A 14,128-nucleotide genomic window follows, 5' to 3' on the forward strand; every position below is an offset into this window, starting at 1 on the left:
TTCGCCCGAAAGCGATACCGTAGACGAGCCTTTGACGGACGATTTGGTTGAAGGGGCGGACATGTCAAACGGTTTGATGGCAGGCAAGCGTGGTCTCATCATGGGGCTGGCGAACGACAAGTCGATCGCCTGGGGGATTGCCAAGGCACTCAGCGACGCTGGCGCGGAGTTGGCATTCTCTTATCAGGGCGAGGCACTGAAGAAGCGCGTCGTGCCGCTGGCGGAGCAGCTGGGATCGAGCATCGTGCTGCCCTGCGACGTGGGCGACGAAGGCTCCATCGACATGCTTTTCGACAGCCTGTCCCAGGATTGGGAAGACCTCGACTTTATCGTCCATGCCATCGGCTTTTCCGACAAGAACGAGCTTCGGGGCCGCTATGTGGACACCACGCGCGGCAACTTTCAGCTGACCATGGACATCTCTGTCTACAGCTTCACCGCCGTGATGCAGCGCGCCGAAAAGATGATGAAGCCGGGCAGCTCCGCCGTGACGCTGACCTACTACGGCGCAGAGCGCATCATGCCACATTACAACGTGATGGGCGTGGCCAAGGCCGCGCTGGAGGCCTCCGTGCGTTATCTGGCCGAAGATCTGGGCAAGGACGGGATTCGCGTCAACGCGATCTCCGCCGGACCGATCAAGACGCTGGCCGCCTCGGGCATCGGCGATTTCCGCTACATCATGAAGTGGAACGAGTACAACTCGCCGTTGCGCCGCAACGTGACCATCGACGATGTGGGCGGCTCTGCCCTGTATCTGCTGTCGAACCTTTCCAACGGTGTCACCGGAGAGACGCACCACGTCGATAGCGGCTATCATATCGTCGGCATGAAGGCGGTGGATGCGCCAGACATCTCAAAGGGCTGATACGCCTCCCCTGACAACGCATGAAACGAAAGCCGTAGCCGATGAGGCTGCGGCTTTCGTATATGAGAGCTGTATTGCTTCAAGCATCGCCGTTGATTTTCCCGCCAACGCCCCGAACTCCCCTCGGAATGAACGGCGCAGGCCCGCGTTGGGCGCTCCTGACGCTGCGCCGACAGCACAGCTTTCCTTTTCAAGCCTTGCCCTTCGGGCGCTCACTGGCCTAAGACCCCCTCCAAGCTGCTATCGAGGATATCGCCATGGACAACCGTCTTCCGCATGAAAAAGGCTTTCACGTCAGTTGGGACCAGCTGCACCGCGACGCGCGGGCGCTGGCCTGGCGCTTGCAGGGGCACGGGCCCGATGACGGCGCTTGGCGCGCGGTCGTGGCCATCACGCGCGGCGGCATGGCCCCCGCGATGATCGTGGCGCGGGAGCTGGACATTCGCATGGTCGATACGATCTCCGTCAAGTCCTACAATCACCAGACCCAAGCCGAGCCCAAAGTGATAAAGTCCCCTGACATGGATGTGATCGGTGACGGCACCGGCGTTCTGGTGGTCGATGACCTCGTGGACACGGGCCGCACGCTCGAAGTGGTGCGCAAACACATGCCAAAGGCGCATGTCGCAACGGTCTATGCCAAGCCGCAGGGCAAACCGCAGGTGCAGACCTTTGTGACCGAGGTCAGCCAGGACACATGGATATTCTTCCCGTGGGACATGGCGCTGCAATACGTCAAACCCTATCACGGCGCGGATGACTGATCGATCAAGCTGATCAGACTTTTCGGGGCGAGACCTTTGCCGGTCTCGCCCTTTTGCGTTCAGGCCAAAGCCGCTTTGAGCGTGTCGCGCCAGGGCGTTGTGGGACGGCCAATCAGCTTGGACAGGGTTTTGTCGTCGCTGAACAGCCCGCCTTGAGATGCGCCATTGTCACTGTCCGCCAGCATCTCCGCCAGACCATCGGGCAGGCCCGCCTGTTTCAATGCGCCCGCATAATCAGACTGCGACAGGTTCACATAGGGAACCTCCTTGCCAGTGATCGCAGAGATCTGCGCCGCGAAGTCATCCAGCGTGTAGCTGTCATCGCCCGCAAGCTCAAAGACCGTCCCGCTGGCAGGCAGTTCACCGGTCAGAACCGCTGCCGCCGCCTCCGCGAAATCGACCCGTGCCGCGCTGGCAATGCGCCCATCGCCCGCCGCACCATACAGCGCGCTCAACGCCACAGCCGTCGGCGCGCCCATGGCGTAGTTCTCCGTGTACCAACCGTTACGCAACACGGCGTAGGCCAAGCCGGAGGCCGCGAGCGCGTCCTCGGTCTCCACGTGTTCGCCGGGGAGAATCGTCAATGGCGACTCCTTCGCCTCCAGGATCGAGGTATAAGCGACAAAGCCCACGCCAGCCGCCTGGGCCGCGTCTATGACCTTTTGATGCTGCGTCGCGCGGCTGCCCACCTCGGAAGATGAGATCAGCAACAGCCGCTCCACGCCGTCAAACGCTGCCTTCAGCGCCTCCGGCTCGTCGTAGCTGGCGAGACGCACGATCACACCTTTGGCCTCCAGCGGTGCGGCGGCCTCGGGGCGGCGGACCAAAGCGCCGATGCTTTCGGGTGCCTCGGTTTTCAGCAGCGCGTCGATGACCAATGCTCCCAACTGGCCGGAGGCCCCGGTGACAAGATATTTCAGTGACATGATGTTTCCTTTCATGACCGTCCCGAATCGGGATATGGTCTCATATGTAGACCGCTAAGCCAAAGCCGTGAAGGAGGCATCATTTCGTGACCAAGGCACCTTTAGGTAACCTTCTGTTTGCCGATGCGCCGATGGGGGCGCCGCCGGCACCGGGCCTGTGTCCGATCCGCGATGTGCTCAGCCTCGTGGGTCAGAAATGGACCCTGCTCATCCTGATCGCGCTGGAGGCAGAGCCGCGCCGTTTTTCAGCGCTGCAACGGGCTGTCGGCGATATCTCCAAGCGGATGCTGACGCAAACGCTGCGGGATCTGGAACGCGACGGCATGATCTCGCGCGAGGTGTTTCCGACAAAGCCGCCCGCGGTGGAATATGCGCTGACCGATCTGGGACGCTCCGCCCTTGCCCCCATCGCCGGGCTGAAGGACTGGGCCAACCGTCATCATGGCGCGATCAAGGCCGCGCGAAACGCATTCGATGGCGTCTGACTTGCGCGCGCTGTTGCCGCTGATAGCCTCCGCACACAACGTGAGAGGCCAGCCATGACGACGCGCACCGACGCCACTTTCTTTCCGCCGATCCCCGAGGCGCAGCGCTGGCTGAAGGGCGTGTCGTTTCCCGACGACCGGCCTCTGATCAATCTCGCGCAAGCCGCCCCCGCCAACCCGCCGCCTGCGCCGATGCTGGCGGCCATGTCGGACATGCTGGGTGAGGCCGACAGCCATCTGTATGGACCGGTTCTGGGCCGGCCCGATCTGCGCGCAGCACTCGCCGCGGATTGGTCCGCGCATTACGGCGCAACGCTCGGGCCGGAAAATTTCGCCATTACAGCCGGTTGCAATCAAGCCTTCGCCGCCACGCTGTCTGCTTTGACCGGCGAAGGCGACGAGGTTCTCCTGCCCGTGCCTTGGTACTTCAACCACAAGATGTGGCTGGACATGAGCGGGGTGCGCACCGTCCCCCTGCCCTGCACCGACGCGCTGATCCCCGATGTGGACGCCGCCCGCGCGCGGATCACCCCGCGCACCCGCGCCATCGTTCTCGTATCGCCGAACAACCCCACTGGCGTCGAATACCCGGCGGACACCCTGCGCGCGCTCCATGACCTATGCCGCGAGACGGGCATCAAGCTGATCATCGACGAGACCTACCGCGATTTCGATTCCCGCACGGGAGCGCCGCACGACCTGCTCAGGCTCCCTGACTGGGACAAAACGCTGATACAGCTCTACAGTTTTTCCAAAGCCTACCGGCTGACCGGGCACCGCGTCGGCGCAATCATCGCCGCGCCCGACCTGCTGCATCAGATCGAGAAGTTTCAGGACACCGTCGCGATCTGCGCCCCCTCCCTCGGGCAAAAGGCGGCGCTCTGGGGCCTTACCCACCTTGCCGACTGGAAAGCAGACCAACGCCAGGAAATCCTGCAACGTCGCGCGGCTCTGGCAGAGGCATTCGCCCCGCTGGAGCACAAGGGATGGAGGATGCGCGGCCTCGGTGCCTACTTCGCCTATCTCGAACACCCTTTTGCCATGGGCGCGGCTGACCTCGCTCCGCTGATGGTGCAAAAGGTTCAGGCCCTCGTCCTGCCCGCCACCATGTTCACGCCCCCCGGCGATGCCTCCGGTGACCGCTGCCTGCGCGTGGCGTTTGCCAATGCGGATGCGGCGCGGCTGCGGACCTTTGTTTCACGTCTCGAACAGCTTGACCTGCCGCCCCTTGCACCGCCCGCGACCCCGGCTTAGACAAGGCCGAACCAGCGCGGGGAGGCAGAAATGATTAGAAAAGCAGGCGGTGTCGGCAAGACAGGCGGCTACATCCTATTGGGTTTGCTTCTTCTGGGGCTTGGCGGCTTTGGCGCGACAAATTTCGGTGGCACCGTAAGCTCGATCGGCCGCGTCGGTGACACGGATATCCCGGCGCAGGACTATTTCCGCAACCTCCGGTCCGAAATCAACGCCGTGCAGGCCGAAACCGGCGAGCCGTTGACCTTTCAACAGGCCCGCGCCGCTGGCCTGCCCGATGCGGTCTTGTCCCGTGTTGTCATCGCAGCCGCGCTCGAAGACGAGGCCGCCCGCATGGGCCTGTCCGTGGGCGACGAACGTCTGGCGCGTGACCTGCAGAATGTCGCGGGATTCCAAGGCGTTGATGGCCAGTTCAGCCGCGAAACCTACCGTCTCGCGCTGGAAAACGCGGGCTATACGGAGGCCGAGTTCGAAGAAAACCTCCGCGCAGAAAGCGCCGCGACCTTGCTTCAGACCGCGGTTCAAGGCGGCGTGAGCCTTCCCGATACCTACATCGACACGCTCATCGGCTACGCCGGCGAACGCCGCGCCTTCACCTGGGCGCAACTGTCCGAGGACCGTCTGGACACCGGCGTCGCCGTGCCCACGGATGAGGAGCTGCAGGCGTTCTACGAGGACAACCTGGACCGCTACACCCGCCCGCAGACCAAGCAGATCACCTACGTCTGGCTGACCCCAAGCATGATCGTGGACACCGTCGAAGTGGACGAAGCCACGCTGCGCGCCGCCTACGAGGAGCGTGAGGCCGAGTTCAACATGCCGGAGCGTCGCCTTGTGGAACGACTGGTGATGCCGAATGCCGACGCAGCGCAAGACGCGGCCGACCGCATTGCCGCTGGCGAAACCACGTTCGAGGACGTGGTCGACGCGCGCGGACTGGAGCTGGCCGACACTGATCTGGGCGACGTGGCGCGCGACGATCTGGGCGCGGCGGCAGAGACGGTCTTTGACGCCAACACAGGGGACGTGGTCATCGCGACATCGAACCTTGGCCCGGCGCTCTACCGTGTGAATGCCGTGCTTGCGGCGCAGGAAACCAGCTTCGAAGACGCCATCCCCGATCTGCGCGACACCGTGGCGCTGGACCGGGCCCGCCGCGTCATCGCCACCCAGGGCGCCACGTTTGACGAGGAACTCGCCGCTGGCGTCACCCTGGAAGAGCTGGCCGAAACAACCGAACTTGAGCAGGGTCAGATTGGCTGGAACGGCCAGAACAGCGGCGACATCGCAGGCTACGAGGCCTTCGGCGAGATCGCGAACGCCGTAACAGTTGACGACTATCCGGCCATCGAAGAGTTGGGCGACGGCGGTATCTTTGCGCTGCGCGTCGACGAGATTCAGGACGCGGCCCCCTACGCCTTTGACGAGATCCGCGACCGCGTCGCCACCGACTGGGAAGTCGACGCCCGCGCCGACGCTCTGGTCGCTCAGGCCGAGGCGCTCAAGGCGCAAATCACCGACGGCGCGAGCTTTGAGGAGGTCAACCTTGAGGCCCGCACGGAGCCGGGCCTGACCCGGACCGCCTTCGGCGCGCAAATCCCTCCGGGCGCATTGCGCGAAGTATTCGAGATGGAGGCCGGTGCGGTCTCCGTTCTGAAGGGCAACGGAACAGCCTTCGTCCTGCGTCTTGACGAGATTCTGCCCGCCGACACCGAAGGCGATGCAGCCGACCAGATGCGCTCGATCTTCGCCCAGCAGGCCGATCAGGACGTGGCGCAGGATCTGTTCCGCGCGCTGGCGCAAAACATCCAGTCCCGCGCCGGGGTCTCCATTGATCAGGCGGCCGTCAATGCCGTGAACGCCAACTTCCAGTAATCACGGGTGCCCTGAATGTCCGCTTTGACCCCAGCCTTTGACGCCTTTGCCTCTCGTTACGAGGCTGGTGAAAATCAGATCGTCTACACCCGTTTGGCCGCCGATCTCGACACGCCCGTGTCTTTGATGCTGAAGCTGACCGGCGCCGCCAAGGACGCCTTCGTGCTGGAATCGGTCACTGGCGGCGAAGTGCGCGGGCGCTTTTCGATGATCGGGATGAAGCCCGACCTGATCTGGAAATGTCATGGCGAACAGGCGTCGATCAACCGTCAGGCACGCTTTGATGCGGATGCGTTCGAACCCTGCGCCGACGATCCGCTGACCTCCTTCCGCGCGCTTCTGGCAGAGTCGAAAATCGACCTCCCCGAGGATCTGCCGCAAGCCGCGGCGGGCCTCTTTGGCTACCTCGGCTACGACATGATCCGTCTGGTGGAACGCCTGCCCAACGTGAATCCTGATCCGCTGGGTCTGCCGGACGCCGTGATGCTGCGCCCTTCCGTTGTCGCCGTGCTCGACGGGGTCAAAGGCGAGGTCACCGTGGTTTCGCCCGCCTGGGCACAGGACGGCATGTCCGCCAAGGCCGCCTACGCGCAGGCCGCCGAGCGCGTGATGGATGCGGTGCGTGACCTGGAACGCGCCATACCGCAGGCCTCGCGCGATCTGGGCAATGCCGCCGATCTGGGCGAACCCGTCTCCAACTTCACGCGCGAAAGCTACAAGGACGCGGTCAACGCGGCCAAGGAATACATCAAGGCGGGCGACATCTTTCAAGTTGTCCCGTCACAGCGCTGGACGCAGAATTTTCCGCTGCCGCCTTTCGCGCTCTATCGCTCGCTGCGCCGGACCAACCCGTCGCCCTTCATGTTCTATTTCAATTTCGGCGGCTTCCAGGTCATCGGGGCGTCTCCGGAAATCCTCGTCCGTGTCTTTGGCAACGAGGTGACGATCCGGCCCATCGCAGGCACCCGCCCCCGCGGCGCAACCCCTGAGGAGGACAACGCGCTGGAGGCCGATCTGCTCGCCGACCAGAAAGAGCTGGCGGAACACCTGATGTTGCTCGACCTCGGTCGCAACGACACCGGCAAAGTCTCCAAGATCGGCACGGTTCGCCCGACGGAAAAGTTCATCATCGAACGCTACAGCCATGTGATGCACATCGTATCAAACGTGGTCGGTGAATTGGCCGAGGATCAGGACGCGCTTTCCGCTTTCTTTGCCGGAATGCCCGCCGGAACGGTGTCCGGCGCGCCAAAGGTTCGGGCGATGGAAATCATCGACGAGCTCGAGCCGGAAAAGCGCGGCGTCTATGGTGGCGGTGTCGGCTATTTCAGCGCCGGCGGCGACATGGATATGTGTATCGCCCTGCGCACTGCCATCGTAAAGGATGACAAGCTCTACATTCAGGCGGGCGGCGGCGTGGTCTATGACAGCGACCCCGAGGCCGAGTATATGGAGACGGTGCACAAGTCCAACGCCATCCGACGCGCCGCCGAAGACGCGGCGCGCTTTACCGGGCACGGCAACGGCTGATCGGTTCCGGTCAGTCCGCGCTCCGCGCCAGCATCTTTGCCGCCGACCCTGCGTTGGCAGGATCGCGAAGACAGGCGTCCCGCATCAGGTCGAGACAGCGCAAAAGAACCCGCTCATAGAATCGTTCGTCGGTCTCGGTCGCGTGTTTCGTGGGCAATGGCGTGCAGTCATAATGTATCTCTTCGCCGCGCAGATGGGAGCACCCCCAGATCAGCGGCGCATCGCACTGCAAAGCCAGCCGCGGCACCGTGGTGGGTAAGGACACCTCCACCCCGTGGTGGCGCAGCCGCATCATCGGCGTCACGTCCAGATCAACGGCAAGGGCGACAATTCCATTCTCTGCCAAGGTCTTGCGTGCCAAAGGCCCGGCATATCCGCGGTGGCCGCCCGGTGGCATAGGATGCAGCATTTGCCCACCGGGATAGATTTTGCGATGACAGGGGTGGCCGCCAATCATCGTGACATCGGTCAGTCCCGCTTCCTGAAAGAATGTCGTGATCTGCATCACAAGCCCGGTATGCGCGGTCACCAGGATCCCGCGCTGCCCTGCATCGGCCAGGGCCTTCAATGGGCCGAGGTCCGGCGCGCGTCGACGGCTATCGAAATCGGCACGAAACGCCGGATCGCTGGCGTATAGAAAATCCACCTCCGCCGACAGACGCATTCCATAGTCCAGTCGCGTCAACCACTCAGCTCGATCCGCCTCCGCCACATCGAGCCAACGCAAGACCTTTTCGTAGCTTTGAGCCAACAGGCTTTCCCGTTGCGGTGTCAGCGATTGAGCCTGCTTCGGCCAGACCTGCGGCGCTTGATGGGACCGACACCGCTTCAGAATGTCTCGACCAATATCCTGTAGTCCGGCACGGTCGCAGGCATGTCCAAGAAAGAACAATGCGCGCCCGACCGGCAGGTTGTGTGCCGCCTCCGCCAGGACCGAATGCTGCCTGTCAGCGTCAAAAGAAGACAACGCTCCAAGCAGGCTCGCGACGCTGTCCCCCTCCCACCAAGCCAGGAATCGTGCAAGGTCGGCGCCTGACCCACAGCGAAGGCAGCTTTCAATCAGCGACTGACGCAGCGCCAGTTTCACGGCCTTGAACCCGGAGGTTTTGAAGAGTTGCCAAATCGCATCCAACGCATCGACCCGAGCAAGGCAAAGCAGCGCGTGCTCCACCATGGCGGGTCGGTCTTCGAACGCCTCGCAAGCTCTGAAGGCAAGTGCCACGGTGGCGTCCTGATCACCCAATGCCGCAACAACTGACAGTTGGGCGCGCAACATCTGAAACCCTTGGCTGTCACAGTGCTTTGTCAAAGCCCGGTGCGCCGAAACAGGGTCATCACATTCCAAAAACGCCTCTGCCAGGATCTTCGCAGGGCCAGGGGCCTCCGGCGACTCCCCGAATCCCCCGATCACAGCGGCAATCGCGTCCTCCGGCATGCCGTCTTGCAGCGCGATCTCGGCCCGGACCAATTGCGCCGCTCGCGTGGGTAATCCGCCCAACTTGCCAAGCAAAACCTGCCGCGCCGCCTGAGACCCCGAGGCTGTAAGCGCTGCGCGAATTTCCGAATTATCTGTCTGCGACATCACTCTGCCGTCCCATATGGCTCTGTGTTCGCATTCAGCCACATGTCGTGTCACCAATTGGTTAACGTCCCCCCGGACAAAGGACCGCCAGGGCGATTTTCCACATAAGATGCGTTGATTGCGACGTTTCCTCGGCTGATCTGGATAATGTGTTTGCTTCACTCGCGGATCGAGCAGGCAGGTGTCGTTCACCTTTGCAACGGAAGCCGCCACCAAAAGGCGGGCCAGTGCCGGATCGCTCAAGACCTCTGAAAACCGATTGAATTTGCTACATAAACCGCGACATTTCCGCGACGTTTGATACCGCTTTGCAATGAACGGCCTACGAACTCACTCCGGAATGAACCAAAGAAGGTGCCAACTGAACGATTATATCTCACCGACACAGCCGAGAAGGCCACCGCTGCTGAGACCAAGGTCCTCCGCCTAATCAAAAGCGCGATCAAGAAGCCCCGCGACGACCAGAAGGACGTGCACAGAAAAACGACGCATTGCAGTTGAACGGCACGGAAAACGAGGTCAAAAAATCGAGCTTCTCGCCGGCACAATGCTGCAAACCGCAGCTTTTGGTCTTGCCGATACGTGTTCAGCAGTGATAATCACCGGGCATCGCGGGTGTATCTCAATGGTAGAGAAGCAGCTTCCCAAGCTGATGACGAGGGTTCGATTCCCTTCACCCGCTCCACTCCCCAAACCTAGTGACCCAGCCGCGCCCTGAGCACGGCCACATCAGCGCGCAGATCAGGTGAAATTTCACCGTTGCGCGGCGCGTCCACAAGCGTGGTCAAAAGCGCCTCTTCAGGCTGCCCTTTACGACGCCAAGTGAGCGTCCGCAGCACGTCTTGGGCAGCAGTCGGCAGGACCTCCGGCACCTCGTGCCCCGCCAAGGTCCCCCACACTGCCGACCAGCACCGCGCCGTGCTCCACGGGTTGTAGCCGCCGCCGCCAGAGACGATCAGGCGCGGGGACAGCGCCCGCAGCGCGGTCACCGCGTCGACGTGGCTCTGGTTCGACAAGGACAGCCGTGCCAGCGGGTCTTCGGCCAGAGCATCGGCGCCGCATTGCAGGAACACGGCATCCGGCGCAAAGGCCTCGACCGCAGGCAAAATCATCTCGTTCAGCACAAACGCAAACTCCGTGTCGTTGAAGCCTCGCGCGACCGGCAAGTTCCACGCAGCCCCACCACCGCTGTCCTCCAGCGCGCCGGTAAAAGGCCAGCGCCGCGCCTCGTGGACAGAGATCACGCGCACCTCCTCCGACCCCTCGAACGCACATTGCACGCCGTCACCGTGATGGGCGTCGATGTCGACATAGGCCACCCGCGACAGCCCCATCGTCAGCAGCCGCCGAATGGTCAAAACCGGCTCGTTGAGAAAGCAGAATCCCGCCGCGCAATCCGGCATCCCGTGATGCTGGCCGCCACCGGGATTGTGCACCACGCCGCCACCCCGCACCAGCTCTGCGGCCAATAGCCCGCCGCCCACGGCGGTCGCGGGCCTTCGGTACATCTCGGGAAAAACCGGGTTCGACAGGGTGCCCAAACCGTGGCGCGTGCGGACAGCGTCGGAAACGCTTTGCTGGTCCTCGGCCCGCATGAGGGCGGCGATATAGTCCTCCGTGTGAAATCCCGTCAGTGCCGCTGGTTTGGCGCGTGGCGACGTGCGGTAGACATCCGGAGTAAGCCATCCCAACGCGCGGCACAGATCCGTCACCGCAGGCACCCGCTGGATGGACAGTGGATGCTGGCTGCCGTAAACTGATCCGCGATAGATCCGCGATCTAATGAAAAGTGGCGTTTGCATGAGGCAGAGCTAGCGCATTGTTTGAGCGTGCAAAACCTATCTTGCTCCCTGCCCGCATATCCGCTGCAATGTGACTTGCCGTACTTTGTATGCGACAGTATACAAAATCATGACCTTTCCGCAGATCGCCCCACGCACCCTTGTTCTGACCGCTTTTTTCCTTGCCATCGGCGGCAGTGGTGGCGCTCTGGCCTCCTTCGTGGGCACGCCGATGCCGTGGATGCTTGGCGCGCTGGTGGCCTCCGGTCTCGTGTCCCGCTTCGCGCCGGAACGGCATTGGGACGGCTACGGCTTTCAGATGGGTTTCCGCACCTTTTTCGTCGGCCTGATCGGCGTGATGATTGGCACGCAAGTCACGCCGGACCTCGCGGCACTCGCTCCCGATCTGCCTTTGACCCTGGGGGCGCTGTTTGTCTTCGTGCCGTTGGCGCATTTCACAAACATGACCATCTTTCGCAGGCTCGGCGGCTTTGATCGTGCCACCGCCTTTTACGCCGCCACCCCCGGCGGGTTGATGGAGTCGATCTTCATGGGAGAGAGCGCCGGGGCAGACATTCGCACGCTCACCATTCAACAGTTCTTGCGCATCATCCTTGTGGTGACAATCCTGCCGTTGGGCCTGTCCCTCTGGACCGGGCAAGCGGTCGGCAGTTCAGCAGGTCTCAGCAACGGCCCGCAAGATCCGGTCGACCTGGGCAGTTTGGCGCTGATTGCGGTGACGGCGATCCTTGGCCTGCAGATTGGCCGGCGGGTGCGCCTGCCCGCCGCGCAATTGACGGGACCATTGCTCCTGGCGGCGCTGGCGACACTCACCGGCGCGCTGGACCTGCACCTGCCCTTTTGGCTGATCGCCACAGCGCAACTGGTGATCGGCACCAGCCTCGGGATGCGCTTCCAGGGCATCGACGCAGCCTTGCTGCGCCGCTCGATCGCTCTGTCATTGGTGTCTGTGTCGGCGATGCTGCTGATTGGCGGCACGTTTGCGCTGATCTTGCACACTGCGACCGGAATCGAGGCCCTGCACCTGCTGATCGCCTACGCTCCCGGCGGTGTGGCCGAGATGTCGCTGGTGGCCCTGTCGCTCGCCGCAAGCCCGGCGTTGGTCAGCCTGCACCATGTGACGCGCATTCTCATCACTGTGGTTGAAATGCCTTTGGCGGCGCGAGTCCTGAGGCTTCGCGCCGAAGATCTGTAATCAGGCCTCGTCTTTTTCCATCAATGCCATCCATTCCTCTTCGGCATCGGACAGCATGTTGTGGCGCTCCACCAACGCATCGGTCGCCTTCTGAAACTTCAGCGGCTCGGCGGTAAACAGATCCGGCGCGGCGAGGAACTCTTCCAGCTTGGTGATTTCCGCGTTCAGGCGGTCGATCTCCGCTGGCAGCGTTTCCAGACGATGCCGTTCGGTGAAGGACAACCCCTTGGAGGCACTGGCCGTCTCCGGCGCGGCCTTGCCGTTGGATTTCTTCGCCCCGGACGATGCCTTGCCCTTTGCCGGGGCAGACCCGCCCTCGGCCTCGCGCTTTTGCGTCTGGTAGTCGGTCCAGCCACCGGCATAGACCACGGCGCTTCCGTGCCCTTCCATTGCGACGGTCGTCGTCGCCACGCGGTCGAGGAAGTCCCGGTCGTGCGAGATCAGCAGAACGGTGCCGTCGTAGTCGTCCAGAAGCTCCTGCAACAGATCGAGCGTTTCGACGTCCAGATCGTTTGTCGGTTCGTCGAGCACTAACAGGTTGGATTCCCGCGCCATGATCCGCGCCAACAGCAGACGCGCCTTTTCGCCCCCCGACAGCGCCCGCACAGGCGCCCGCGCCTGCCGTTCGTCGAACAGGAATTCCTTGAGGTAGCCAATGACGTGCTTGGGTTCACCCCGCACCATCACCTGATCAGACTGCCCGGACACTCGCATGTCCTTATCCGTGGTCAGCGCATCCCAAAGCGTCATTTCGGGGTCAAGCTGCGCGCGCGTCTGGTCGAAAATCGCCGGAACAAGGTTCGTGCCCAGCTTCACCGTGCCGGAATCAGGCGTGATTTCCCCCATCAGGATGCGGATGAGCGTGGTTTTGCCCACACCGTTTGGCCCGACAAAGGCCACGCGGTCGCCGCGCTGCACCTTCAGTTCAAGGTCCGTCACGATCGGCTTGTCGCCAAAGGCGTGGGTCAGCCCTTCGACCTCCACCACCTTGCGGCCCGATTTCGGCCCAGACGCCAGGTCCATCGCCGCCGTGCCCTGCCGCCGGATTTGACCGCCGCGCTCGGACTTCATGTCTTGCAAGCGGCGCACCCGGCCCTGGTTGCGCTTGCGTCGGGCACTGATGCCCTCGACGGCCCAACGCGCCTCCGCCTTGATCTTGCGATCCAGCTTGTGGCGGGCGGTGTCTTCCTCTTCCCAGATCTTGTCGCGCCACGCCTCGAAGTTCTTGAACCCTTCCTCGGACCGGCGTACCTGCCCGCGATCCACCCAAAGGGTCGCGCGGGTCAACACATCCAGAAACCGCCTGTCGTGCGAGATCAGGACAAAGGCCGTGCGCGTGGTCTTCAGCTCGTCCTCAAGCCATTGAATCGCTTCGATATCAAGGTGGTTGGTCGGCTCGTCGAGCAGCATCAGCTCAGGCGCCTCAGCCATCAGCTTGGCCAGCGCGGCCCGACGCCGTTCCCCGCCAGACGCGGTCGCCACGGGACGGTCGGGGTCGAATTTCAACCCTTCGGAGGCGCGCTCCACCCGGTACATCTCGGACTCTTCCAGCCCGCTGGAGGCAAATTCGCCCAGCGTTTCAAAGCCGGACAAATCCGGGTCCTGTTCCATGTAGCCAACGGTGACACCCGTGGGCACGACGTGGTCGCCTTTGTCGGCCTCCACCAACCCTGCCATGATTTTCATCAGCGTCGACTTGCCAGAGCCATTGCGTCCCACCAGCGCGATCCGGTCGCCGGGTTGGACGTTCATCGACAAGTTGTCGAACACGGGATCGCCGCCAAAGGTGAGCGAAATTTCGGAGAGTTGTAGAAGAGGTGCTGCCATATCTCGCCAGCTATGGGGCC

At 62.8% G+C, this 14,128-nt stretch carries 11 protein-coding genes and 1 tRNA gene; 8 read left to right on the forward strand and 4 right to left on the reverse strand.

The window, feature by feature from the left end:
* Positions 1 to 61 precede the first annotated feature (61 nt).
* Together fabI and gpt are read left to right on the forward strand one after the other, a co-directional pair.
* Positions 62 to 868 carry an enoyl-ACP reductase FabI gene (gene fabI / locus J4E08_RS18490; RefSeq protein ID WP_349539743.1) on the forward strand — a complete coding sequence of 269 codons (807 nt, stop codon included), beginning with the start codon at positions 62 to 64 and terminating at the stop codon, positions 866 to 868.
* A gap of 257 nt (positions 869 to 1,125) precedes the next feature.
* Entirely contained in the window at positions 1,126 to 1,632 is a 507-nt protein-coding gene (gpt, locus tag J4E08_RS18495; protein WP_183968943.1) for a xanthine phosphoribosyltransferase, read from the forward strand.
* A gap of 59 nt (positions 1,633 to 1,691) precedes the next feature.
* Here the strand turns inward: gpt and J4E08_RS18500 are convergent, their stop codons facing one another.
* Positions 1,692 to 2,558 (reverse strand): SDR family oxidoreductase, encoded by an 867-nt coding sequence (locus tag J4E08_RS18500; RefSeq protein WP_349539744.1) that lies wholly within the window; start codon positions 2,556 to 2,558, stop codon positions 1,692 to 1,694.
* A gap of 131 nt (positions 2,559 to 2,689) precedes the next feature.
* On the opposite strand from J4E08_RS18500, the gene J4E08_RS18505 reads away from it, so the two are divergent.
* From J4E08_RS18505 to trpE, 4 genes are read left to right on the forward strand one after another with little or no spacing between them, the layout of a single operon-like run.
* Complete coding sequence (locus J4E08_RS18505; RefSeq protein WP_349539822.1) at positions 2,690 to 3,043, forward strand: winged helix-turn-helix transcriptional regulator; 354 nt, start codon at positions 2,690 to 2,692, stop codon at positions 3,041 to 3,043.
* 54 nt (positions 3,044 to 3,097) lie between these two features.
* Entirely contained in the window at positions 3,098 to 4,297 is a 1,200-nt protein-coding gene (locus tag J4E08_RS18510; protein ID WP_349539745.1) for an aminotransferase, read from the forward strand.
* 30 nt (positions 4,298 to 4,327) lie between these two features.
* Positions 4,328 to 6,172, forward strand: coding sequence for a peptidylprolyl isomerase (locus J4E08_RS18515; protein WP_349539746.1), 1,845 nt, complete (start codon positions 4,328 to 4,330; stop codon positions 6,170 to 6,172).
* Positions 6,173 to 6,187: 15 nt separating this feature from the next.
* Entirely contained in the window at positions 6,188 to 7,702 is a 1,515-nt protein-coding gene (trpE, locus tag J4E08_RS18520; protein ID WP_349539747.1) for an anthranilate synthase component I, read from the forward strand.
* Between the two features lie 10 nt (positions 7,703 to 7,712).
* Here trpE and J4E08_RS18525 read toward each other — a convergent pair whose 3' ends face one another.
* On the reverse strand, positions 7,713 to 9,284 hold the full coding sequence (locus J4E08_RS18525; RefSeq protein ID WP_349539748.1) for a hypothetical protein: 1,572 nt from the start codon (positions 9,282 to 9,284) through the stop codon (positions 7,713 to 7,715).
* A 611-nt stretch (positions 9,285 to 9,895) separates the two neighbouring features.
* On the opposite strand from J4E08_RS18525, the gene J4E08_RS18530 reads away from it, so the two are divergent.
* A tRNA-Gly gene (locus tag J4E08_RS18530) sits at positions 9,896 to 9,969 on the forward strand.
* A 10-nt stretch (positions 9,970 to 9,979) separates the two neighbouring features.
* Here J4E08_RS18530 and J4E08_RS18535 read toward each other — a convergent pair.
* Entirely contained in the window at positions 9,980 to 11,086 is a 1,107-nt protein-coding gene (locus J4E08_RS18535) for an acetoin utilization protein AcuC (RefSeq protein WP_349539749.1), read from the reverse strand.
* Positions 11,087 to 11,195: 109 nt separating this feature from the next.
* On the opposite strand from J4E08_RS18535, the gene J4E08_RS18540 reads away from it, so the two are divergent.
* Positions 11,196 to 12,281, forward strand: a complete 1,086-nt coding sequence (locus tag J4E08_RS18540; protein ID WP_349539750.1) for an AbrB family transcriptional regulator — start codon at positions 11,196 to 11,198, stop codon at positions 12,279 to 12,281.
* On the opposite strand, the gene J4E08_RS18545 is transcribed toward J4E08_RS18540, so the two are convergent.
* Positions 12,282 to 14,108: an ABC-F family ATP-binding cassette domain-containing protein gene (locus J4E08_RS18545; protein ID WP_349539751.1), complete on the reverse strand. Its 1,827-nt coding sequence runs from the start codon at positions 14,106 to 14,108 to the stop codon at positions 12,282 to 12,284.
* Positions 14,109 to 14,128: the final 20 nt, after the last annotated feature.

Source organism: Sagittula sp. NFXS13 (assembly GCF_040148795.1).
GTDB lineage: Bacteria > Pseudomonadota > Alphaproteobacteria > Rhodobacterales > Rhodobacteraceae > Sagittula > Sagittula marina.